The sequence below is a fragment of the Polyangiaceae bacterium genome, from assembly GCA_015075635.1.
Classification (GTDB): Bacteria; Myxococcota_A; Polyangia; order Polyangiales; family Polyangiaceae; genus JADJKB01.
This window is the reverse complement of record JABTUA010000002.1, coordinates 880,682-902,210: the sequence shown is the minus strand read 5'-3', so window position 1 is coordinate 902,210 and position 21,529 is coordinate 880,682. Positions and strand designations below refer to the sequence as shown.

Below are 21,529 nucleotides of genomic sequence, written 5' to 3'. Positions count from 1 at the left end.
TCGCCTCAAACCGCGGAGTTGCGCTTGACCTCGATCGTCCTCGCGCTGGCCAGATCGGTGTCGGCGTTGGTCCTGGGCTCGAACGCGTCGCCGTGCTCCTCCCACCAAGACCGAGCGTCGCGCTGCGTCCAGGGCGCGACGTCGCAGCGGGCGAGCGCGTCGCGGAACGCCGCGGCGCTCGCGGGCCGATCGCCGGGCGCCTTGGCCAGTCCCTGCATGATGATCGCCTCCAAGTCGGCAGGCACCGGCCGCCCCAGCCGCTCGTGAACGGGGACGGGCGGAGTGTGCAGGTGGTCGGCGCAGACCTCGATCACCGAGCTGCCGTCGAAGACGTGCTGGCCCGCCAGCATGTAGTAGCCGACGGCTGCGACCGCGTAGAGGTCGCTGGCTGGCCCGGCGCCGTCCGGCTCCGAGATCAGCTCCGGCGCCATGTACAAGGGAGTGCCGGTCAGCTCGTCGGCGCGCGACAGCGAGCTGGCCTGCACGTTCGTGACGGTCTTGACCAGGCCGAAGTCCAGCACCTTGACGTGATCGTAGGCCGCAGTGTGCCCGATGACCATGATGTTCGCGGGCTTGATGTCCCGATGCACGAGCCCCAGGGCGTGCGCCTCGTCCAGCGACGCGCAGACCTGCGAGAGAAGCCAGATCACTCGCCCGGGCGGGAGCGGGCCCTCGTGCTCGATCAGCTCGTCGATGGTCAGCCCGTCCAGGTACTCCATGGCGTAGTAGAAGACGCCCTCGGGGGTGCGACCGTAGTCGAAGATGGCCACCGTGTTCGGGTGGCGGAGGCGGGCCGTCGCCACGACCTCGCGCTCGAAGCGGCGCACCGACTGGGCGTCGATGCGGTCCGGCGGCAAGAGCTTCAGCGCGGTCTCGCGCCGGAGCATGCCGTGGGTCGCGCGGTACACGATGCCCATCCCGCCTTCGCCGATCTTCGCCCCCAGCGTGTATTGGCCGAGCTTCCGCGCCTCGCTGACCTCCCGACGCAGACCGAAGATGACCCGCGAGGCCAGGGTGGCCGTGGCCAACAGCGTGCCGAGCCACAAGACCAGGCTGATGAGCTGGAACGGCAGCGGCCAGTCCGCGGGTCCCGATTGACGCACGGGCCAGGCGGGGTGGAGCGCCGACAAGAAGAACACGATCAACGCGGACGCGCCGGCGATGGCGCCCAGCGTGAGCGTGCGACTTGCCGTGCTCGGGACGACCACGGCTCGGAGCACGGCCGCGACTCCCGTGGTCAGCGCCAGGTTGAACACGGCGACCGTTCGGATCGGGAACAGCGCGCCGTTGAAATGCAGGAGGACGGAGAGCACCAGGAGGCCAGCGGCGTCGATGGTCTCGAGCGTTCGCAGCCTGAGCGGCTTGGCGCGAAGCACGAGCCAGCAGCCTCCGGTGACCATCGTCGTCAGGATGTGGAACCAGCGCGAGGGCGAGCGGAGCTCGGTCAAGATTGTCCCGCCGATCAGCCCACGCACCACGACGACGCCGAGCAGGAACGCGACGCACAGCGCGAAGCCCACGCGGTACATCAGCGCCAGACGCTTCTGAAGGAAGCTCCGAGCGTGTGTGGAATGAGCGGCCGAGCTCACCGCCGCCCCATAGCACGGGGCGGGAGGGCCCGAGTTGATGCCTCGCGCGTCGAGGCCTACCATTCGGAGATGACCTCCTCTGCGCGCACGGCCGGCGCCTCGGTGCTGGCGCTCGGTCTGTCTTGGCTCGCGTGGTCTTGCGGCGCCGACGACGGAACGGCGGGACCCACCGGCAACGTGCTGGGCAACCCGGACGCGTCCACGGGAGGCAAGCCGGGCACCGGGGGCGCCGGTGGAACCGGGGGCTCGCTGATCGTCGACTCCGGGCCGCCGAGCGACGGCCCGGCGCCCGACGGCAAGCCCGTGGCGGTGAACCTGATCCCGAACGGTGACTTCTCTCAGGGCAACACGCTCTTCGGATCCGACTACGCGTACGCCACGAACAACACGGGCGAGGGACAGTACACCGTCGGGACGAACGCTCAGGCGTTCAACGGCCTGTTGATCACCAACGGGGATCACACCGCGGGCAACGGGCTCATGTTCATCGGCAACGGCAAGTCCACGCCCGATCGCGTCTGGTTCACGACGGCACCGATTCCCGTGCAGCCGAACACCAACTACTACTTCGAGGCCTTCGTGATGAACCTGTGCTGCGCCTCCGGGCTCGGCAACGGCATCGACCCGGTGGGCCCGTCCGAGCTCTCGTTCTACGCGAACAAGCAGCTCCTCGGCACGCGCACGTCGTCGAAGCTCGGTGTCTGGGAGGGCCTCAGCACGACCTGGAGCTCCGGGTCCGCCACCTCGGTCTCGCTCGAGCTCGTGAACGCGAACACCGTGGCCGCGGGCAACGACTTCGCGGCCGACGACATCTACCTGGGCATCGTGTCGACGGTTCAGCCGCCGAAGTGAGGTTGGCGCCACGTAGGCTCAACGCCAACTACCGCGACGACTGGAGCGAGGCTTCCATCGAGTCGCTGCGCGGGGGCCTGGCTGCTGCGGCCCGGGTCTGGGCCGATCGCGTGCGCGACGGCGCTGTCGTTCCGGTCGAGCCGTTCCACACCAAGATCCTGTCGCACCTGAAAGGCGGCACACCGTGCGGGAGCCGCTGCGTGCTAGGCAACGGCGAGCTCACGGTCACGCCGAGAGGTCGTCTGTATCCGTGCCCGCAGATGGTGGGTGAGGACGACTCCGACGAGCACGTCATCGGCGACCTCGACGACGGCGTCGATTTCGCGCGAGCCGCTGAGCTCCGCGCGCAGAAGGAGCGGAACCTGGAGACCTGCGCGTCGTGCGAGCTCCTCGAGCGCTGCCAGAACCAGTGCGGCTGCCGCCACGTCGCGGCGGGCGGGGAGCTCGGGAAGATAACGGCCGTCCTGTGTGAGCTGGAGGCCGCCAGCATCGAGGCGGCGGATCGCGTCGCGGAGGCGCTGGTCGAAGAGCGGGTCCCGGCCTTCGTCGACTACTACTACCGACGACCGTGGAGGCCTGCGCCGGGCGCCGCGCTGGTGCAGCTCTCACGACGCTCGTCCTGACTCGTCCCGTCCGGCCCGCCGGCTACTTCATGTTGCAGGTGGACACGCCGGGTGCGCGCCGGGTCCGAGGTGCTAGTCCGGCGTGCAAAGCCCGGGCGCCCCGCCGAGGCCTTGCGGCTTGCACTTGGCGGCGAAGGGCCCCCATCCGCCGAGGGCGCAGGCGGTCGGCGGGCATCCCAGCGTTTGCCATTCGGCGCTCAATTTGGCTAGCTCCGCGACCTCGGCGGTGTTGCTGCCTTCAGCGTAGGCGTAGTAGCCGCAGCCGGCGATGCTGGTGTCCACGGATTGGGTGCAGGTCGGCGACGTCGAGTCGAGCGAGCACTTCTTCGCGGCATTGAGCGAAGCCTTGAACTGCCCCTCGATGTTCGCGCACGCCGCGCCACCCGTCGCCCAACCGCCGGTTCCCCCCGAAGCGCCGGTCCCTGCGACACCCCCGCTCGCGGTTCCGGCCGCACCTCCGGTGCTGCTCCCTGCTGTGCCCCCGGTCACGCCCGGCATCCCCGCCGTGCCCCCGGTCGCCGACCCCTGGTCGGTGCGGCCTGCGCAGGAGAGAAGGAGCAGCAACGTCACGAACAAGGGCTTGGTCACGGTTCGCCTCCAAGGTCAAAGCGCGGCGTAGCACGGACCGTGCCCAGGCCGCTCCGCCCCTCCTGGCATGCGCCCGTCGTCTCGGCGCTGCCGGGCGCCCAGGCGGAGCGTGATCAGCTCACGGTGCCTCGACGACGTAGCGCAGCCATTCCCCTCTGTAGGTCGCGGTGATCTCCCAACACCCCGAGGGGAGATGGGTCGGGAAGTTGGCGATCATGAACCACCCGTCCGTCTCGGTGTGAGCGTTCGTGCCCGGCCCCGCTGAGATGATGGGAGCCTGCTCGGCGTCGAGTCGACGGGCGACGACGCGCACGTCGGGCCGCTGCTCGACCTGTCCGCCGCCGAAGCGGACGCTCCACCACACGCTCTTCCTCGGCCGGTACTCCCCCGTCGCGGGCAATACGGTCCAGAGCTCAGGTGTGCCGTACCACACGCCGGCGGGGTGCTCCTGGGGGCGGTCGCCCGGGACGCGCAGACCAGGCTTGGGTGGCACCGTCGGCGTGCAGCTTGGCGTCGACGTCGGCTTGGGCGTCGGCGTCGGCGTCGGAGGCCCGGGCGCCGTCGCCTCCTTCGCAGGTCGAGGCGTTGCGCCGCAGCCGGACGAGATGGCGCAGGCCAGCGCGAGGCACAGTGCCCGACAACTCCCGCAAAGGCCCAACCCCACCATCATCCGAGTATACCCCCGCTTCACCACCGGTCAGCCGTCGAGCTAGACGTTCCACCCGGCGAGCGTGTGCGCGTGCGCGGGCGAGGGCGTGAGCGTGAGCGTGAGCCCGGGCGCGGTCGAGCGCACCCAACCGTCACCCCCGAACTCTCCGGTGTCTCCGTGTGCGCGAAGTGCTACTCTCCAGAATGGCCGATTAGCGCGGGTGAGGCTGGGCGATGTCGAGGTTCTCGAGACGCTTGCTGCGGGCCGTGGAGTGGGGAGCCGTCCTTGCTCTGAGCTCGAGCTGTGGGCAAGCGGAGAGGGAGGGTGAGTCGGGTTCCGGCGGGTCGGGCGGCGCGACCGGCCTGCCCACCGAGCCGTATCCGACTCCGGCGGGCTGTTTCGGTCCTGTCTACGATGGTGGCTACTACGGCCAGTGTTGCGAGAAGGTGATCTGTACCCCCGCGACCGACGGCGCTTGCCCGCCGGTGCCGGACCCCAAGCCCGACGGCTGGCCCACGGGCTCAGGCGTGTGCAGCTGTTCTTCGACGGCCATGGGCCCGTATGCCCCGCAGAAGCCCACCGCTGGCCCGCCGTGTTGCTACATCTGGAGCACGATCGGGTGCGATGGGCGCCCGCTCATCGTTCGAGGTGAGCCGCGGCTCGCTCCGCTTCGGCGGAGAGCGGACTGGGCGTGCCCGCCGAGGGTGGGCTGACGAAACATGGGCGCGTTCGACTTCGCCCAGCTCGAAGTCTCGCTCCGCGGGCTCGACCGGTCGGCGTTCGACGCCTCCCTGCTGGCTCGCGCCGCGGAGGTCTGGGCCGTCCGCGCGCAGAACGAGCATGCGTCGGTGGCTTCGTTCGACCGCTTCAGCTTGGGCCTGCTCGCGGTGGCGGCGCCGCCGGAGCTGTTGGTGCTCGCCCACGAGGCGGCTCTGGACGAGATCGTGCACGCGCGCATGAGCTTCGCCATCGCGGGCGCCTACGCCGCGGACGCCATCGGACCTGGCCCGCTCGACCTTCGCGACGTGCCCGCAGCGAGCACGTCCCTGCCCGAGCTCGTCGAGTCGACGGTGATCGAGGGCTGCGTCGGCGAGACCCTGTCCGCGCTCGAGGCGCGCCTGGCCGCGGGCCTCGCCACCGAGCCCGCGGCGCGCCTGGCCTTGGACCGCATCGCCGAGGACGAGGCGCGCCACGCCGAGCTCGCGTGGGCCTTCGTGCGCTGGGCCTTCTGCGTCGATCGCGGCCTCGGCCCGCAAGTCCGTCGCGCGTTCGACGAGGCCGTGCCGCGAGCGCTCGCGCTCGACGCGCAGGCGCGCTGTGCGGACCCCGACCTGAACGCCTTCGGGATCCCGAGCATCGAGCAAGTCCGCGAGGAGCGGCGGCGAGGGGTGACGGAGATCGTGGAGGCAGCCGAGGCCACGCTCCGGGCTTGAGCGCGTGCGTGCCCGTGGTTTGCCGATCGCGGATTCGATCGTAGCCTTGTCGTCATGTGGGGTTGCTCGAGGACGGGAGCAGGGGTCATTTTCGCGCTGGCCGTGAGCGCTTGCGGCAGCGACGAGAAGAGCACGCGCGCAGCAGCCACCGGCGGCAGCGCGGGAACGGACGGTGGCGCGGGAAGCGGGGGAAGCGGGGGAAGCGCCGGCGAACCGGCGGCGCCGACGTTCGAGAAATTCGAGCTGACCAGCGAATTCCATTCCGAAGGTGCGTCCTACGGCGACTTCGACGGCGACGGGATCGGCGACGTGGTCGCCGGGCCGTTCGTCTACCGCGGACCGGATTTCAAGGCGACAATCCAGATTTATCCGCCGGTGTTCTTCGACCGCATCGGTTACTCGGACAACTTCTTCGCGTTTCCGCGCGATCTCGACGGGAACGGGACGCTCGACGTCTTGTTCGTGAACTTTCCCGGCAAGGACGCGTACTGGTACGAAAATCCCAAACAGGTCGGCGCCGCTTGGGTGCGGCATTCGGTGCTCGACGAAGTGAGCACCGAGTCCCCGAGGTTCACGGATCTGACCGGGGACGGCCTTCCGGAGCTCGTGTGCGCGAACGGCGGAAAGCTCGGCTGGGCCGAGCCCGGCGCCGATCCCGCCCAGCCGTGGCCGTTCCACCCCGCGAGCGAATTCAAAGACTACAAACCCTTCACGCACGGGCTCGGCGTCGGAGACATCGACGGCGACGGGAGGAAGGAGATCCTCGAGGCGCCGGGTTTCTGGACCCCACCGGCGTCACTCATCGGCGATCCGGTTTGGAGCTTCGAGGCCCATCAATTCGGCGGCGGAGGCGCCGACATGTTTGCCACCGATGTCGATGGTGATGGTGACGCCGACGTGATTGCCAGCTTGGCCGCGCACGGCTACGGCATCTCGTGGTTCGAGCAGGTAAAAGGCGCCAGCGGACGCGAGTTCGTCGAGCACCCAATCGCTGCGAAGGATCCGGCCAACCCCGGAGACCTCGAGGTGATTCACGAGCCGCACGCGCTCGCGCTGGCCGACGTGAACGGCGACGGTCTCTTGGACATCGTCACCGGCGAACGCTTCTGGGGTCACTACGACGGGTGGCCGAGCGAGCTCGCCAGTCCCGCCAAGCTCTACTGGTTCGAGCTCCGGCGCGACGCCGGCGGCACCCGTTACATCCCGCACTTGATCGACGACGCGTCGGGAGTCGGGACCCAAGTCGTCGCCGGCGACGTCAACGCTGATGGTCGCATCGACGTGGTGCTTTCGAACAAGAAGGGCGCCTTCGTATTCCTGCAACGAGCGCCGTGACGACGGCCCGTTCGGTAGTGCCCCGCCGCTCTTCCTTGGCTCGTTCCCGCGGAAGCAGCCGGTGCCGAAGTTCTGCTGACTCGGAAGGCACATCTTGAAGGAGGTGGCGCGGCACGCGAGCGGCTCGCCGCAGTCTTCGTCCGAATGGCAATGCAGCGGCACGTCCGCGTGCACCACGGGAAAAAACGCCGCGGCCACTCCGAGGCCCGCCGAGGCGGGATCAGCGAGGAAGTCCGCGAGCGCGTCCCGCACGGCCTGAGCCTTGCTCTCGCCTTCGGCGGTCTTCCAATCCATCGAGCCGGAAGTATCGAGCATGAGGAACACGACCAACGACGACTGCTCGGCCACCGCGTCGAGATCCACGCACTGCTCCGAGCGCAACCCGGTGCGAGCGCCGCAAGCTCCGGCGCCCACGATCAGCACCGCGGGGACGCCAGCAGCCGCTCGTGCGAACGCCCGCCACCTCCGCCCGGGACTCCCCACGCATCGAGTGTCCGCAGAACCCGCCCGGGCAAGGCTGTGTCTCGGCCCGCCCTGGAGCGGGAGTGTCTCCAATCCGGTCAGGCGACGCACGGGCGCCACAGCCGGCCTGTGACTGAACGGCGTCTCACGGCGAGAGCGTCTGGAAGATGGCCTTCAGATCCGCGACGGACTTCAGCGCCTCCGCCTGCGTGGGCGCGAAGGACGCCGAGCTCGGCCAGCCCGTGCCGAAGCACCAGGGCTTGGTGGCGACGAAGCACTCGCTGTGGACCGGCGGGTACTGCGCTTCGAAGCCGATGGGGCCGTTGCGCAGGAGCCAGGACAGGCGCAAGCGATCGCCCGAGCCCGTGATGGCTTTCCCCAGGGACGTGTTGGCGCCGAAGCCCGCCGTGACGGCGGCCTCGGTCAGCATCGCGGTGAGCGTCTTGCCCGGGAACACCTGGAGCGAGAGCTTCTCGACGCTCTCCAGCGTGCGATACGCCGCTTGCACGCCCGAGAGGCCGACCTGCCAGGCGTTGCCGGGGTCGGGACACACCTCGATGGGGCCGATGTGCTTGTCCGGCGGGATGCTGCAGTTGGAGTACGAGAGCGGGTTGTTGACGTCGAGCACGCCTTCCTTGAGCGCCCACCAGGTCACGTAGGCGCTCTTGTCGATGCGCTGCGCTGGGCTGCCCGGGACGAACGGCACCACGTGCTCCGCGATGTAGCGGACCCACAGCTCCTGCTCGGCGTCGAGCTGCACGCCGCGCACCGTCAGCGGGCTGGGCTTGGTGCAGCCCAGCGCGGCGTCGAGCGTGTACTTGGCGTCGGTGGGCAGGCCATCGGAGAAGCCGCTGGCGACCACGTTCGCGCCGGTAGCGTACAGCGCCAGGTGCTGGCGCTTCGAGGCCTGGAGGTACACTCCCACCGAGTCGGGCGAGCCGGGCGAGAGCGCGGAGACCGACAAGAGCGCGGTCGAGTGAGACTTCGTCCCGTCGTACACCGTCGTGCCCTGCTCGTCGTGCACGACGAGCACGGGGGTCCACGAGCCGGCGGTGCGCGTCAGCGTGAGATCGATGCCCACCCCCGCGGGCGCCATCAGCAGGTAGCGGTGGACGCCGTAGAGCCCGCTGGTGAAGGTCTCCTTGACGCTGGTCGCGCCGCACGCGCCCAGGGTCGGCGCAGTCCAGCAGCTCGCCTTCGCGCAGGGATCGTGTTGCTCGGTCGTCGGCCCCGGTTCGGAGTCCGCGCCGGCGTCGGGGATCGGGCTCGTGCCCGCCGAGCCTGCGGCGCCGCCGGTGCTCGAGCCGCCGCTGCTGGTCGCGCCACCACTGTTGTTCGCGCCGCCGCTGCTGGTCTCGCCGGGGTCGTCGTCGCTCGCACCGCAGCCGACCGCCCACGCCGTGCCGAGGAGCAGGCAGGTCGCGAGGAGCCGCATTCGGACAAGCTATCCGATTTCGAGCTCTGCGTCAGAAGCGCCCGCTCAGGCTGGCCGCGCCGCCTTGCCTCCGCGCGGAGAAGCCGAGCTGCCACGAGGCTCGTTCCGGAGCGCGCTCGCTCGGCGCGCCGAAGTGTAGGTATGCGGCGGCGCCCAGCGCGATCAGCCCGACGCCGAGAGACACGTCCGCGACGAGCTGCTCGCGTCGCACGGCGTCCACTTCGGCCTCGGGGCAGTGCCCTTTGCACGACTCCAGGTCATCGCGCTTCGCGTGACTGCTCAGCGCGAAGTAGGTGAAGCTGCCGAGCGCGACGGCGCCGACACCGAGGAGCGCGTAGACCGGGAGCCGGCTCGGCGCCGCCTGCGCGGGCGCGGGTGCGGGCTCGGCGTCGAAGTCCAGCTCGAGCAGGCGGTTCTTCTCGCCCGCGCGGATCACGACCTTCTGCTCGAGCGTGGCGCCGTCCGCGCGCTCGAAGCGAAACGTGCGTTGCCCCGGGTCCACCGGCAGCGCCGCCCCGTCCAGGGAGCTCGCGAGCTCCCGATCGTCGACCAGCACGCGCACGTCGGTCACCTCGGTCGCGCCGGCCCGGGCGGCCACCACCACGCTGGGCATCGCGGCATCCACTTCCCCCAGCCAGGTCGAGCAGTCGCGCCGCAGCACCTCGGGGCACTCCGCGCGGGCGCACACCAAGAGCTGGCGCTTCGCCTCGATGAGCTTGGACTCCAGGCGCAGGCGCTGAGCGCTCTCGTAGGGGCGCAGGCAAGCGTCGTCCGCAGCCGCGGGGGCGGCCCAGAACAGACCGAGCGCGAGCAGCCCGAGGCGAGACATCGCCAGCATGTTACGCGGAAAACCCGGCGGCGCGCTAAGATGGGGCGGCTTGTCCGACGTCACCGAGACCCGGCACGGTCCCCGCGAAAAGCACGAGAACCCGAGCGTGCTCGGGCTCGTGGTCGTCTTCACCGAGGGGCTGCCGCCCGCGCTCGTGCCCGTCGCGGTGCCCGGACCCTTGCGCATCGGGCGCGACGCGAGCGCGGACTTCCAGCTCCAGGACGGCCAGGCCTCGCGCATCCACGCCGAGATCTCGCCGTCGCTCGGGGGCGTCCTGGTCACCGATCTCGGGAGCCGCAACGGCACCTTCATCGACGGGCGCCGGGTCGTCGAGCCCAACGCGCCCGCACCTTTCGGGTCGGTCGTGCGCTGCGGCAAGAGCCTGCTCCGAGTCGTCGCCGACATCACGCCGTACACGGCGCTGGCGCGCACGCCCGCCGACCCGCTGGTGGGCGGCCCGCGCATCGCGGCGATCCGCCGCTTGGTCGAGAGCGTCGGTCCCTTGCCGGATGCGGTGTTGATCGAGGGCGAGACCGGCACCGGCAAGGAGAAGATCGCGGAGGCGCTCCACCGGCAGAGCGGGCGCCGGGGCGAGCTGGTTCCGGTCAACTGCGCCGCCATCCCGGCAGAGCTGGTGGAGTCCGAGCTGTTCGGTCACACCCGCGGTGCGTTCTCGGGATCGGAGCGCGTGCGTCAGGGACTGTTCCGGGCGGCGGAGGCCGGCACGCTCTTCCTCGACGAGATCGGCGATCTTCCGTTGGCGGTGCAGGCCAAGCTGTTGCGCGTGCTGGAGGGCGGAGAGGTGCGACCGGTGGGCGAAGATCGGCCCCAGCGCATCGACGTGCGCGTGGTCGCCGCCACCAACCTGAGCCTCGACGAGCTGGTGGCCGAAGGGCGCTTTCGCGCCGATCTCCTGCACCGCATCGCCGCCTGGCGCATCCGCGTGCCGCCGCTGCGCGAGCGACTGGACGACGTGCCGCTCCTGACGGAGCACTTCTACCCGAGCCAGACCACCAGCTTCAGCGTGGAAGCCATGGAGCGCCTGATGATTGCGGGCTGGCCGGGCAACGTGCGAGAGCTTCGCAACGTGGTGCGCACCGCGGCCGCCCGCGCCGTGAGCGCCGGCTCGCCTCGGGTGCTCTTGGAGCACCTGCCGCCGGAGCTGGGGCCGCCCGCGGCTCAGCCTGCGGCCGGGGAGGCCCGGGTCAGCGACGTCGAGGAGGCCGTGCTGCGCGCGCGAATCGAGACGGCGCTGGCGCTGCGCGAGGGGAACGTCGCGCAAGTTGCGCGGGACCTGGGCTTCGGTCGTCCCTGGCTCTACCAGACACTGCGGCGCTTCGGCATCGATCCCGACTCCTACCGGAAGCGCTAGATGACCCCCCGCCCGCGCCGCATCGGTCGCTACCTTCTGTTCGAGTCGTTCGCGCGCGGGGGCATGGCGACGGTGTGCTTCGGGCGGGCCACCGGCGCGGTGGGCTTCTCGCGCGTGGTCGCAATCAAGCGCATGCACGAGCCGATGGCGAAGGACCCCGACTTCGTCTCGATGATGGTGGACGAAGGGCGGCTCGCGGGGCGGGTCCGTCACCCGAGCGTGGTCCCGGTCATCGACGTCGTGCAGCAGCCGGGCGAGCTGCTCTTGGTGATGGAGTACGTGGACGGGCTGAGCCTGGCGAAGCTCTGGCGGCGCGCGCTGGATCAGGGCGAGCGGATCCCGCCCAGCGTCGCCGTCGCGATCATCGGCAACGTGCTCCAAGGCCTGCACGCCGCGCACGAGGTACGGGACGAGCGCGGCGAGCTGTGCGGGCTGGTGCACCGGGACGTGTCGCCGCAGAACGTCATCGTCGGGCGGGACGGCCTGGGAAGGGTGACGGACTTCGGCATCGCACTGGCCCGCGAGCGCCTTCAGTTCACGCGCACCGAGGAGATCAAGGGCAAGCTCGAGTACATGGCGCGGGAGCAGATCCGGCGCGAGCGCGTGGACCGGCGCACCGACGTGTACGCCGCTTCGCTGGTGCTGTGGGAGCTCGTCACCGGGACGCGGCCGTTCGCCGGCGACACGGACCAGAGCGTGATGCGGCGCATCTCGACGGCGGAGCTGCCGCGGGCGAGCACGCTCGCCCCGGAGGTGCCAACCGAGCTGGACGCGCTGATCGCACGGGGGCTGTCGCCGCACGCCTCCGAACGCTTCCCCACCGCCATCGACATGGCGGCCGAGCTGGAGCGCGCCGTGCCCCCGGCGTCTCAGATGGAGGTTGCCCGCTTCGTCGAGCGCGTCGCTGGCGACGAGCTGGGGGAACGCGCACGACGCGTCGCGGAGATTGAGGCATGGCGCGAGGAGACGGCGCCCGTCTCCAGTGAGGAGACGCTGGTCGGCGAGGTGGGCGACGACGGGGAGGGGCCCACGCTGGTCGTGCCGGAGCCGGTCGAGCCCGCGCTGCCTCCGCCGAGCGAACGCCTCGCGGGTGAGACGCGCACGAACGCGGTCAAGAACGTCGAGGACGGGCCGAAGCGCCGCGACAGGCTGGTGTGGGGGCTCCCGCTCCTGGCGTTCGCGCTCGGTGCGCTGCTCCTGGGTGTGGTCGCGGTGACCCGGCTCGGGCGTGAGCCGGACGCGATCGCGCCGGCACCGCCGAGCCCGAGCGCGCCGAACGCGCCGACCGCGAGCGCGCCCCCGCTGTCTCCGGAGGCGCCGGAGCTCCCGCCGAGCGCTGCGCCGGAGGGCTCCGCGCTGCCGTTGCCGCGCGCGCCCCGGGCGCCCAGGCCGAAGCCTCCCAAGCCGGCCTGCGACCCGCCCTACACGGTGGACGCTCACGGCGTGCGCGTGCCGAAGCGCGAGTGCTTCGCGAAGTAGTTCAGGCTGCGTCGCCGCCCTTCACCCACAGGGCCAGCACGCCGGAGTGGCGTCGCTCCTCGAGCTCCAGGCGGTACGAGCTCGGCATCACCCCGCCGAAGCCGTGGTAGGTGGCCACCCGTGTGCCCGCGCGGGCCCGGTGCAAGAGGCGCTCGGCCCGCGCGATGTCCGTCAGGTAGCGATCCTCCGACAGCTCCACGGAGTGATCGATCTGATCGTGCGGGTACCAGATGTTCTCTTCGAACGGGTTGAAGAAGTAGAGCGCGTCGAAGGCGGAGACGTCCACGCGATCGAAGTTGTCGTGGATGAAGCTCACGCTTTCGAGGCCGAGCGCGCGCGCCGAGGCGCTGGCCGCGCGCACGAAGCGCTCGCGGTGCTCGACCCCGGTGAAGCTGGCGCCGGTCGCCGCGGCGCCGACCAGGCAGAACTTGCCCGCGCCCGAGCCGACGTCGAGCACGCGTGTCGAGGGCCCCTGGACCAAGAGCTCCGCCGCGCGCACCGCCACGGAGACCGGCGTCCAGAAGAAGGCGGACACGCGCTGGAGCTCCTCGGAGTAGACGCGGTCGAACTCGAAGTCGTAGACCCCGCGTCGTTCGCGCAGTCGCGTGAGCACGTCCGAGTACAACGCGCCCCGATCAAAGCACGTCTTCGCCCTCGCTTCGAGGGCGTGGCGGCGGCAGCGGCCGGCTGGGCGCCGGCTCGTCGGGCTCCGGCGCGCTGACGGTCACGTCCCGGAGCGGCGCGTCGCTCGACGCATCGACCTCCATCACGCGCGCCCCGCCCGGGCCCACGCCCGCGAAGACCGGGCGGTAGACCCGCCCTGGTTCGGCCACGAAGCGCGCTCGCCCGAGCGGCCGCGCGCTGTCGGCGAGGTCGGCGATCGCCAGACTGTGCGGACCGGGCAGCATCTCCACGTGCAAGCGGGCGTCCTCCGCCACGCGCGTGCGCACGGGCTCGCCGTCCAGGCTGATGAGCACGACGTTCCCGTCGCCGTTCACCCGCAAGACGGCGATGCTGTCCGGGTCGCGCACCGGTCCGGAGTATTGCTGCACGATGAAGGTGGGGCCTCCGCAGGCCGCGAGCGCGCACGCGAACGCGAGGCTCGCTCCCCGTGCGAGGCGGCCGACGCTGGTCATGCCGGGCATCATGCGCCGCGGGGCGGGTCCGAGCCAGTCAGTCGTCGCCGCTGATCTCGAACCTGCGGAACTTGCCGGTGTCCGGCGAGAACTCGACGTTGAAGAAGCAGTCGCCGCCGTGGTCGGGCAAGACGACCTTGTTGCGCCACTTGTCACTCCCGGGGCGGCCGGGGTTCGCGCACATGAAGTTGCCCCAGATGAAGCGCGCTCCGCCCGCTTCGACGAAGGGCACGTACTGGCGCTTGTAGTCCTTGACCCGCTCCCAGAGCGGCGGGGAAATCGCGGCCTGACCGCGCAGCTCTTCGCGGATCATCCCGGGCAGCGCGCTCTCGAGCTTCTCGATCTCGGCCCGTGTCGGCTCGAAGTACGAGCCGGGCTTGTCCGCTCCCTTCTTCACGCGGAAGTACTCGGCGACCTGATCCTTGGGCAAGAGAACGCGAAGCTCGTCGTTCTCCATCGGCGGTGATTCTGGTCTGGACTCGCTCGCTGAGCCCTCCGGAGCCGCGGAGGACGAGACACTCGGCGCCGCAGCGGGTGGGCTCTTGCCTCCGCAGGCGACCACGAGGAGCGAGACCCAGGCGAGTGACGCGGCGCGCATGTCCGTTCCAGGCTACTACAGCTCGGCGCACGCCCCGCGAAGGCTCCGGTTCGAACCCGCGGCGTTCGGGAGTATGCTGGCCGCCGGAGGGCTCCCATGAGGCTTCGTCCATTCGCAGCGCCGATCGTCGTTCTGGCTGTGTCTTGTGGTGGCGACGACGACTCGGGAGGTGGCGGCGGAGCGGGCGGCTCGGCCGGCTCGGGCGCTCAGTCGAGCGGCGGCGCGCCGAGCGGAGGCGGCGCGCCGAGCGGAGGCGGCGCGCCGAGCGGAGGCGGCGCGCCGAGCGGAGGCGGCGCGCCGAGCGGAGGCGGCGCTGGAGGCACTGGCGGGTCCTCGCCGGGGAGCCCCGTGCTCGGCGGCTGCGCGATGTTCCCGCCCGGCGACGAGTGGAACCTGGACGTCTCGGGCGCCACGGTCGATGCCGCATGGACGCAGAAGCTGATGACCTTCGTGAACGGGAGCACGCTCAAGCTGCACCCCGACTTCGGCGGAGCGCAGTACGGTATCCCCATCAACATCGTGCCGGCGAACCAGGCCATGGTGCCGGTCTCGTTCGACTCGTACCCGACGGAGAGCGACCCGGGCCCTTACCCGTTTCCGGGCCCGGGGACCGCGAAGATCGAAGGCGGTACGCCGACGTCGTGCAGCGGGGACTGCCACCTGCTCACGCTGCTCCAGGGTACCTGCAAGCTGTACGAAGGCTTCGCCTGCCACTACACCACGAGCTGGCACTGCGCGAACGGCGCGGTGTGGGATCTGACGAAGCTCTCGTACGGCCAGCGCCCGAAGGGCTGGACCAGCGCCGATGCGGCGGGGCTCTCCGTCACTGCGGGCCTCTTGCGCTACGACGAGGTCATGGCACCACTCGGTGCAGCACGCGATTCGCTTCACCACTGCCTGCACCATCAACAAGTTCGTCAAACCCGCGACGCACAAAGCGGTGCCCGGCAGCTGCAACCCGAACGACCCGAACGCACCGCCCATGGGCCTGCGCGTGCGCATGAAGGCCAGCTTCAACGACGCCGCGCTCTCCGCCGAGGCCAAGGCGGTGACGGCGGCGTTCAAGAAGTACGGCATGATCATCGCGGACAACGGCTCGAACTTCTACTTCCAGGGCGAGCTCAACGCGGCGTGGCCGAATTCGTTGATCAGCGAGCTCAAGTCGCTGCCTGCGAACGCCTTCGAGGTGGTGGCGGTGCCGCCGCTGGAGTGACGGGCAGTGCGGTTCTCGCGACTTGGCACGCCACGACGGCTGGACGGGGTCGGGGACAAGTGCCGAGTAGGCGCGGCCGCCGCGCGCGACGCGAGGACCTCCGCGAGTAGTAGCCGGTTGGGCCGTCACAGCCGCGGCCGTCAAGCGCATCATCCCTCACGGTGCGAGATGCCGAGTCGTGGGTACGCTGGCCTCGCACCCCAACAGGCGAGCCAATTCGACTTGCGTTCCGAGGCCAAGCTTCTTCATGGAGCGGGCGATGTCGCGAGACACGGTGGCCGGGCTCACGCCGAGCTCGAAGGCGATGACCTTCAGCGCGACGCCAGCCGCTCGGAGCTCCAACGCGCGACGCGATCGGTGTGAAAGCCGCTCGGTCGTGTCACGGCGTCGAGCCAGCACGAAGCTGCGCCCCTCGAGCTCGAAGCGGTCCACGACCGCGTACTCGCCGCGCTGGAAGGCGCGCCATGCACCCTCCGGGTTGGGCACACCGAGGTCAGCCACGAGGGCAGCCGCGATGGCTTGCAGGTTCAGCGCCGCGGACATGGCGTGCCTCCGACGACGACGTGGTGAACGAGCTCGGCGCGTGAGCTGACTCCGAGCTTCTTGAACAGCGCCGCGAGCTGATTGGCCACGGTGCGCACCGAGGTGCCGCGGCGCGCAGCGATCGCCGCGTTCGACTCCTCCGCCAACACTCCGCGCACGACGTCCGCCTCGGCGGGGGTGAAACCTTCCAGTAGGTCCAGCTCCCGTGTTTCGAAGCTCAACACCAGCCAGTCGACCGCTTCGAAGCGGAAGTTCATCGCGAGCAAGCCTCGCGGAGTGAGCCCATCCATCGCGTCCTCCTCGATGCGCGACGATGCAAGCGGGGTGCCACGGTAGCCATCGCGGCGGCCCTGGGCCTTGGTGCGCTTCCGCCCTGTGGAACCCGCCCGAGGAGTGAGCGGAGTCGGTCCCAATGCGGACACTGTGGACGAGACCGCGTGCCTCGCGGCGCGCGCGAGCCGTGTCCACGATGTCCGCAGTGTCACTTTCGTCGATCCGTGACACCGAGCTCGATGGTAGTCTCGGGAGCGATCGGGAGGATGGAGAGGCTGCGACCTGGGGACACCACAGCCCCGTCACGTGACCTGCGTGTCGGGGCGTCGGGCGTGGGCTCACTGGGCGTATGTTGGGTGTTTCCCACGGTGCAGCTGACACCGCTGGGGCGGAAGGCCGATCTCACCCTGGGCCGAGGGGAAGAGTGCGATGTCGTCCTGCCTGGCGTCGAGACCTCGCGCCAGCACGCACGCCTACGGCGCGATGGCCCCATATGGATTCTCCAGGATCTGGGGAGTACGAACGGCGTCTTCGTCGACGGGGAGCGCGTCAGCGAGGCTCCACTCGAGATCGGCAGCGTGCTCAGAGTGGGCGAATGGGTCGGGGTGCTCGAGTCCGCCGCGGACGCGAAGGACCTCGAGTCTCCGCGCGAGATTCGCCCCGGCTTGATCGCCGGCCCTGGCCTCGCGCCCGCCCTCGCCTCCGTGCGCCGCGCAGCCAAGACGGAGCTGTCGATCATCCTCGAAGGCGAGACCGGCACGGGGAAGGAGCACATCGCGAATGCGCTTCACGCGTTCAGCGCACGCACCGGAGCCTTCGTGGCGGTCAACTGCGCGGCGCTGCCGGAGTCCCTGGCCGAGGCCGAGCTCTTCGGCTACCGGCGCGGCGCGTTCACCGGCGCGTCGCGGGAGAGCGCGGGCTACTTCCGAGCCGCCCACTCGGGCACGCTGTTTCTGGACGAAGTCATCGAGCTGCCGCTGCCGATCCAAGCCAAGCTGCTCAGGGCCATCGAGCAGCGAGAGGTGACACCCCTCGGGGAGACCCGCCCCGTGCCGGTGGACGTGCGCTTGGTCGTCGCTGCGCAGGAACCGCTGCCTGCTGCGGTCGAGGCGGGCCGCTTCCGCCGCGACCTGTATGCTCGGCTGGATGGCGTGACGATCGACCTGCCGCCCTTGCGCCAGCGGCGCAGCGACGCCGCTGCGATCTTCCAGGCGGTGCTCCGTGCCCAGTCCGGGGGCTCGCCGCCGAAGCTGGACCCGAAGCTCGTTGAGCGCGTGTGCACGCACGAATGGCCCTACAACGTGAGGGAGCTGGTTCAGACGACTCGCCGCCTTTTGGCCCTGCACGGGAGCGAGCCCCGGCTCGGGCTGGAGCACCTGCCTGCCAGGATGCAGCACCGGAGCGCGCCCCGCGCGGTACCACGGGCGCCCGCGCAGAAGCTCGCGACGAGTCGCCGCGAGCGGCGCGCCAACGAGCTGTTCGGCCGCCTCGCCTCCGCTCTCCAAGCCAACAAGGGCAACGTGTCGAAGGCCTGTGCGTCGGTGGGGATCTCGCGGCAACAGGCCTACCGGGTGCTCGAGAAGCGTAACTTCGATCTGGACGCGCTGCGCTTTCCGGAAGACCCGGATGACCGGTCCGACGCATGAAGCCCGCAGCCGACGCCACCACCAGGCTCGACGACCCTGATGCGCGGCACGACGCGCGCGTCGGGCGCACGGTGCTCGGTCAATACGAGGTGGTCCGGGTGCTCGGCCAGGGCGGCATGGGCACGGTGTACGAGGCCCGACACACCCGCCTCGGGCGTCGGGTCGCGGTGAAGTTCGTCAGAGCAGGGACGGTCGCGAGCGCGAAGCTGTTGGCACGCTTCGAGCAAGAGGCGCTCAGCGCGGGAGCGCTCGAGAGCGAGCACATTCCGACCGTGATCGACTTCGCCCCCGACGAAGACGGAACCCCGTGCCTGGTCATGGAATTCCTCGACGGTCAAAACCTGGCGGCGCTGCTCGACGCAGAAGGGCCGCTTCCGGTGGCGCGCGCCGTGGGGATCGTGCAGCAGGCGTGCCGCGGCCTGGCCGTGGCGCACCACGCAGGCGTCGTGCACCGCGACATCAAGCCGTCGAATCTGATCGTGTGCCGGAGCAGCGACGGCCGCGATCTGGTCAAGATCGTCGATTTCGGGATCGCGAAGGTCATCAAGCCCCGAGCCGAGAACGGCGGAACGACTACCGGCTCCGCCGTCGGCACTCCGTATTACATGTCGCCGGAGCAGGCTCGCGGCGAGAGGCGCATCGACACCCGCGCGGATCTCTATGCGCTCGGTGTGATCCTGTACGAGCTCCTGACGGCACAGAAACCTCACCCCGGCGACACCTACAACGCCATCATCTATCACATCCTCTCCAAGGCCCCGGTCCCGATCCGAGAGCTCCGCGCCGAGGTTCCGGAAGGCCTCGCGAGGATCATCCACGACGCGATGGACCCCGATCCCGAAGTACGACCGGCGTCGGCCGAGCGGATGGAGCGAGCGCTCGCCGCCTACGGTCCTTTCGGCACGCAACAGCTGGGCGCAGCGGACGACACCGTGCGCTCCGGCGCCGCTGCCGCCATCGGCCTCGCGCCGGCGCGAGCGGGCTGGCGCCCCGCGCTTTTGGCGTTCGTCGCGGGAAGCACGCTGGCGGGCGGTCTCGCCTGGTCGCTGCGCCCGAGTCCAGTGGTGGCGGGACCGGAGCCTGCGCCTCCGGTTGCGGGCCGGCCCGAGCAGCTTCCAGTGTTGGAAGCGCCGAGCTCGGCGGCGGCGTCGCAAGCACCCCTGACGGAGTCGGCTCCGCCGCCAAGCGCCGCCGCGCCACCGCGCCGCCGCCCGCCGCGTCCGACGGCGACGCCCGCCGCCGCCGCGCGCGCTGCCCCGAGCGCGAGCCAACGCTTCGACCTGCAGAACCCCTACCAATGAGCCGACCCGCAACAGCGACCGTGGGCGTGCGACTGGCGTGGGCCGTGGGCCTGTGCGCAATGCTGGCAACCAGCGCGGCGCGCGGCGACACACAGCGGCACGAGGCGCGAGCGCACTTCGACCGCGCCGTAGTCTTGCTCGAGCAGAAGAAGTACCCGGGTGCGCTCGAGGAGCTCGAAGCAGCCTACGCGCTGCATCCCCACCCGGCGGTTCTCTACAACATCGGCATGGCTCACGTCGCCATGGGCAGCTCGGTAGCGGCCGCGAAGAGCCTGGAGCGCTATCTGAGGGAAGCAGGTAGCTCCGTGACACCCGAACGCCGCGCCGAGACGCAGCGCGTCCTCGACGAGCTCGCGCCGCGCCTGGCGACGTTGGTGCTCGACCTGGAGCCCAGGGGGGCGCGTGTGACCCTGAACGGTGTCGTCGTCGCCGCCGCGGAGCCGATCACCGTGGCGGCGGGCAAGCACGAGCTCGTGATCACGCACGCCGGTCATCGTACGGATCGCCGGTCGCTCGAGCTGAAGGGTCGCACCGTGACGTCACTGCAAGTCAGGCTCGACCCGGCGAAGTCGGCCAGCCGCGAGCGCGTGCATCTAGGCATCGACTGCCCAGTTCCCGACGCCACCGTATACCTCGACGACGTGGCGGTGGCGCGCACTCCACTGAGCTCGATGCTGATCTCTCCGGGTCCCCATCGCGTCGCGTTTCGGCGAGCGGGGTACGCCGCGTCCGAGCACTCGGTGCTCGCGGCGAAAGGCGTGGAGTCGGTGGCGCGCTGTCAGCTCGTGGCCAAGGGCTCGGGGAAGATGGGCCGCGTCGTGCTCGTCGGTCCGGCGGCCTCAGGGCGAGCCTGGGTGGACGGAAGGGAGCTACCCGCCGGCGGACGCGTCGCGCCCGGGCGGCACCGAGTGAAGCTGACGGCAGCCGGGCACAGGCCCTGGGAAGGCGACGTGTCGGTCGCCGCCGGGAGGACGCTGACGCTCGGCGAGGGACTCGTCCCGACCGAAGAGACGTTGCGCGCGCGTGCGACCCAACGAACCTGGGCCTGGGCGCTCGGGGCGCAGGGGCTCGGGCTGGCGGTCGCAGGAGCGAGCATCTACTACTGGAACAGCAACCGGTATCAGACCTGGAAGGAGAGGCAGGCGCGCATGGACGAAGCCTGGGCCAAGCCACCGTACCGCGATCCGGCGCTCATGAAGCGACAGGTCCAGAACGACGACTTGCGCGACTCCATCAAGCAATTCGACCTACTCAGCGCCGTCTTGGCCGTGGGCGGAGCGGTGCTGCTCACGACCGGCACCGCGCTGTACCTCACCGGTGAGAGCCCGCACGCGACGACCGAGCCGGCGATCACGGCAACCCCAAGCGGGATACGAGGGCAGTGGTCCGCGCGCTGGTGAGCGGGGTCCTCGCCGCCTCATTGGGGGCAGCGCTCCTGTTCAGCTGCAGGGCGGGTGACGCGCGGGGCACAGCGGCCCTGGAGGACGCCCTCCTCACCTGCTGGTACAGCGGCGACGAGAAGCTCTGCTTCTACGTCTACAAAGGGGGGAATCAACGCTGCGCAGGCGATGGCTGCTACTCAGGAACCCTGTTCGGCGAAGGGACATTCTCGAGAGAGACGGCCTCGCTGATTTCGCTGGCCAGCGATGATGGAGGCACCCCCGAAACCGTTCAGACCGAGCGCACGGAGGACGGCGGGCTCGTCCTGCACTGGCGGCAGGACGGTGTCTGTCACTCGCTCGAGCTCACGGCGGGGCCATGACGGCTCGTCGTGCATTCCTCGTGCTGCTTGCCGCCGCGCTCTCGCTCGGTTGCCACTCGGGTGAGCCAAGAGGCGACGATCCCGTAGTGGGTGCTTGGGTCCGGCGGGGGGATGCCGAACCGAGCGAGCGCACCTACTTTCACCTGTCTGGAGCGCTCGATGACCAGGAGACGTGCCTGTTCCCGATCGACCCGCACGCCTGGAGCCGCTTGTCGGACACGACCCTCCGGCTCGGGCCGCGCGCAGGAGGCGAAGGACCAACCCTCGACGTCTCAGTGCGCGAGGTGTCCGCCGAGGAGATCGAGCTCTCCTGGACCGGCGGGGAGGTCACGCTGAAGCGCGTGCCTTATCGCGTCGTGCCGGGAGGCGATGCCGGCTCCTGCTTCTGACCTGTGACGCATCACTGCGCGA

Annotated in this window: 23 protein-coding genes; 12 read left to right on the top strand and 11 right to left on the bottom strand. The window is 70.4% G+C overall.

Annotated features, from left to right (window positions below; genetic code table 11):
• Positions 1-5: 5 nt before the first annotated feature.
• The gene (locus HS104_20410) at positions 6-1,589 is read right to left on the bottom strand and encodes a serine/threonine protein kinase (protein ID MBE7482330.1); all 1,584 of its coding nucleotides are present in this window, start codon (positions 1,587-1,589) and stop codon (positions 6-8) included.
• Between the two features lie 69 nt (positions 1,590-1,658).
• Between HS104_20410 and HS104_20405 the strand changes: the two genes are divergently transcribed.
• Together HS104_20405 and HS104_20400 are read left to right on the top strand one after the other, a co-directional pair.
• Complete coding sequence (locus HS104_20405; GenBank protein MBE7482329.1) at positions 1,659-2,441, top strand: hypothetical protein; 783 nt, start codon at positions 1,659-1,661, stop codon at positions 2,439-2,441.
• A complete protein-coding gene (locus HS104_20400) occupies positions 2,438-3,064 on the top strand; it encodes an SPASM domain-containing protein (GenBank protein ID MBE7482328.1) in 627 nt (208 codons plus the stop codon). The genes HS104_20405 and HS104_20400 overlap by 4 nt, the downstream gene beginning before the upstream one ends.
• 72 nt (positions 3,065-3,136) lie before the next feature.
• Here the strand turns inward: HS104_20400 and HS104_20395 are convergent, their stop codons facing one another.
• Together HS104_20395 and HS104_20390 are read right to left on the bottom strand one after the other, a co-directional pair.
• On the bottom strand, positions 3,137-3,652 hold the full coding sequence (locus HS104_20395) for a hypothetical protein (protein MBE7482327.1): 516 nt from the start codon (positions 3,650-3,652) through the stop codon (positions 3,137-3,139).
• Between the two features lie 118 nt (positions 3,653-3,770).
• On the bottom strand, positions 3,771-4,145 hold the full coding sequence (locus HS104_20390) for a hypothetical protein (protein MBE7482326.1): 375 nt from the start codon (positions 4,143-4,145) through the stop codon (positions 3,771-3,773).
• Between the two features lie 875 nt (positions 4,146-5,020).
• Here HS104_20390 and HS104_20385 point away from each other — a divergent pair.
• Both HS104_20385 and HS104_20380 read left to right on the top strand, forming a co-directional pair.
• Positions 5,021-5,734 carry a hypothetical protein gene (locus tag HS104_20385; GenBank protein MBE7482325.1) on the top strand — a complete coding sequence of 238 codons (714 nt, stop codon included), beginning with the start codon at positions 5,021-5,023 and terminating at the stop codon, positions 5,732-5,734.
• Between the two features lie 54 nt (positions 5,735-5,788).
• Entirely contained in the window at positions 5,789-7,069 is a 1,281-nt protein-coding gene (locus tag HS104_20380) for a VCBS repeat-containing protein (protein MBE7482324.1), read from the top strand.
• A 607-nt stretch (positions 7,070-7,676) separates the two neighbouring features.
• Here HS104_20380 and HS104_20375 read toward each other — a convergent pair.
• Together HS104_20375 and HS104_20370 are read right to left on the bottom strand one after the other, a co-directional pair.
• On the bottom strand, positions 7,677-8,966 hold the full coding sequence (locus tag HS104_20375) for a hypothetical protein (GenBank protein MBE7482323.1): 1,290 nt from the start codon (positions 8,964-8,966) through the stop codon (positions 7,677-7,679).
• A 31-nt stretch (positions 8,967-8,997) separates the two neighbouring features.
• Complete coding sequence (locus HS104_20370) at positions 8,998-9,795, bottom strand: hypothetical protein (protein ID MBE7482322.1); 798 nt, start codon at positions 9,793-9,795, stop codon at positions 8,998-9,000.
• Positions 9,796-9,844: 49 nt separating this feature from the next.
• On the opposite strand from HS104_20370, the gene HS104_20365 reads away from it, so the two are divergent.
• Both HS104_20365 and HS104_20360 read left to right on the top strand, forming a co-directional pair.
• Positions 9,845-11,167, top strand: coding sequence for a sigma 54-interacting transcriptional regulator (locus tag HS104_20365; GenBank protein ID MBE7482321.1), 1,323 nt, complete (start codon positions 9,845-9,847; stop codon positions 11,165-11,167).
• Positions 11,168-12,646, top strand: coding sequence for a serine/threonine protein kinase (locus HS104_20360; GenBank protein ID MBE7482320.1), 1,479 nt, complete (start codon positions 11,168-11,170; stop codon positions 12,644-12,646). It abuts the gene before it with no gap.
• A gap of 1 nt (position 12,647) precedes the next feature.
• On the opposite strand, the gene HS104_20355 is transcribed toward HS104_20360, so the two are convergent.
• From HS104_20355 to HS104_20340, 4 genes are all read right to left on the bottom strand, one after another.
• The gene (locus HS104_20355) at positions 12,648-13,271 is read right to left on the bottom strand and encodes a methyltransferase domain-containing protein (protein MBE7482319.1); all 624 of its coding nucleotides are present in this window, start codon (positions 13,269-13,271) and stop codon (positions 12,648-12,650) included.
• Between the two features lie 10 nt (positions 13,272-13,281).
• On the bottom strand, positions 13,282-13,782 hold the full coding sequence (locus tag HS104_20350; protein MBE7482318.1) for a hypothetical protein: 501 nt from the start codon (positions 13,780-13,782) through the stop codon (positions 13,282-13,284).
• Positions 13,783-13,819: 37 nt separating this feature from the next.
• A complete protein-coding gene (locus HS104_20345; protein ID MBE7482317.1) occupies positions 13,820-14,380 on the bottom strand; it encodes a hypothetical protein in 561 nt (186 codons plus the stop codon).
• Between the two features lie 206 nt (positions 14,381-14,586).
• A complete protein-coding gene (locus HS104_20340) occupies positions 14,587-14,919 on the bottom strand; it encodes a hypothetical protein (GenBank protein ID MBE7482316.1) in 333 nt (110 codons plus the stop codon).
• A gap of 329 nt (positions 14,920-15,248) precedes the next feature.
• Here HS104_20340 and HS104_20335 point away from each other — a divergent pair, with 329 nt between their 5' ends.
• Entirely contained in the window at positions 15,249-15,593 is a 345-nt protein-coding gene (locus tag HS104_20335; GenBank protein ID MBE7482315.1) for a hypothetical protein, read from the top strand.
• 156 nt (positions 15,594-15,749) lie between these two features.
• Here the strand turns inward: HS104_20335 and HS104_20330 are convergent, their stop codons facing one another.
• Positions 15,750-16,136, bottom strand: coding sequence for a hypothetical protein (locus tag HS104_20330; protein MBE7482314.1), 387 nt, complete (start codon positions 16,134-16,136; stop codon positions 15,750-15,752).
• The gene (locus HS104_20325) at positions 16,121-16,426 is read right to left on the bottom strand and encodes a helix-turn-helix transcriptional regulator (GenBank protein MBE7482313.1); all 306 of its coding nucleotides are present in this window, start codon (positions 16,424-16,426) and stop codon (positions 16,121-16,123) included. Before HS104_20325 ends, HS104_20330 begins: the two co-directional genes overlap by 16 nt.
• A 351-nt stretch (positions 16,427-16,777) precedes the next feature.
• Here HS104_20325 and HS104_20320 point away from each other — a divergent pair, with 351 nt between their 5' ends.
• From HS104_20320 to HS104_20300, 5 genes are read left to right on the top strand one after another with little or no spacing between them, the layout of a single operon-like run.
• Entirely contained in the window at positions 16,778-18,055 is a 1,278-nt protein-coding gene (locus HS104_20320; GenBank protein MBE7482312.1) for a sigma 54-interacting transcriptional regulator, read from the top strand.
• Positions 18,052-19,356 (top strand): serine/threonine protein kinase, encoded by a 1,305-nt coding sequence (locus HS104_20315; GenBank protein ID MBE7482311.1) that lies wholly within the window; start codon positions 18,052-18,054, stop codon positions 19,354-19,356. The genes HS104_20320 and HS104_20315 overlap by 4 nt, the downstream gene beginning before the upstream one ends.
• Positions 19,353-20,756: a PEGA domain-containing protein gene (locus tag HS104_20310; protein MBE7482310.1), complete on the top strand. Its 1,404-nt coding sequence runs from the start codon at positions 19,353-19,355 to the stop codon at positions 20,754-20,756. Before HS104_20315 ends, HS104_20310 begins: the two co-directional genes overlap by 4 nt.
• Positions 20,738-21,118, top strand: a complete 381-nt coding sequence (locus HS104_20305; protein ID MBE7482309.1) for a hypothetical protein — start codon at positions 20,738-20,740, stop codon at positions 21,116-21,118. Before HS104_20310 ends, HS104_20305 begins: the two co-directional genes overlap by 19 nt.
• Positions 21,115-21,507 carry a hypothetical protein gene (locus HS104_20300; GenBank protein ID MBE7482308.1) on the top strand — a complete coding sequence of 131 codons (393 nt, stop codon included), beginning with the start codon at positions 21,115-21,117 and terminating at the stop codon, positions 21,505-21,507. Before HS104_20305 ends, HS104_20300 begins: the two co-directional genes overlap by 4 nt.
• Positions 21,508-21,529: the final 22 nt, after the last annotated feature.

Coding starts and splice junctions, on each gene's coding strand:
- HS104_20405 (MBE7482329.1), top strand. CDS start 1,659: ATGACCTCCTCTGCGCGCACGGCCGGCGCCTCGGTGCTGGCGCTCGGT.
- HS104_20385 (MBE7482325.1), top strand. CDS start 5,021: ATGGGCGCGTTCGACTTCGCCCAGCTCGAAGTCTCGCTCCGCGGGCTC.
- HS104_20380 (MBE7482324.1), top strand. CDS start 5,789: ATGTGGGGTTGCTCGAGGACGGGAGCAGGGGTCATTTTCGCGCTGGCC.
- HS104_20375 (MBE7482323.1), bottom strand. CDS start 8,966: ATGCGGCTCCTCGCGACCTGCCTGCTCCTCGGCACGGCGTGGGCGGTC.
- HS104_20370 (MBE7482322.1), bottom strand. CDS start 9,795: ATGTCTCGCCTCGGGCTGCTCGCGCTCGGTCTGTTCTGGGCCGCCCCC.
- HS104_20360 (MBE7482320.1), top strand. CDS start 11,168: ATGACCCCCCGCCCGCGCCGCATCGGTCGCTACCTTCTGTTCGAGTCG.
- HS104_20350 (MBE7482318.1), bottom strand. CDS start 13,782: ATGACCAGCGTCGGCCGCCTCGCACGGGGAGCGAGCCTCGCGTTCGCG.
- HS104_20345 (MBE7482317.1), bottom strand. CDS start 14,380: ATGCGCGCCGCGTCACTCGCCTGGGTCTCGCTCCTCGTGGTCGCCTGC.
- HS104_20340 (MBE7482316.1), bottom strand. CDS start 14,919: ATGGCCTGGTTCGCCGGCACGATGTTGATGGGGATACCGTACTGCGCT.
- HS104_20330 (MBE7482314.1), bottom strand. CDS start 16,136: ATGTCCGCGGCGCTGAACCTGCAAGCCATCGCGGCTGCCCTCGTGGCT.
- HS104_20325 (MBE7482313.1), bottom strand. CDS start 16,426: ATGGATGGGCTCACTCCGCGAGGCTTGCTCGCGATGAACTTCCGCTTC.
- HS104_20315 (MBE7482311.1), top strand. CDS start 18,052: ATGAAGCCCGCAGCCGACGCCACCACCAGGCTCGACGACCCTGATGCG.
- HS104_20310 (MBE7482310.1), top strand. CDS start 19,353: ATGAGCCGACCCGCAACAGCGACCGTGGGCGTGCGACTGGCGTGGGCC.
- HS104_20300 (MBE7482308.1), top strand. CDS start 21,115: ATGACGGCTCGTCGTGCATTCCTCGTGCTGCTTGCCGCCGCGCTCTCG.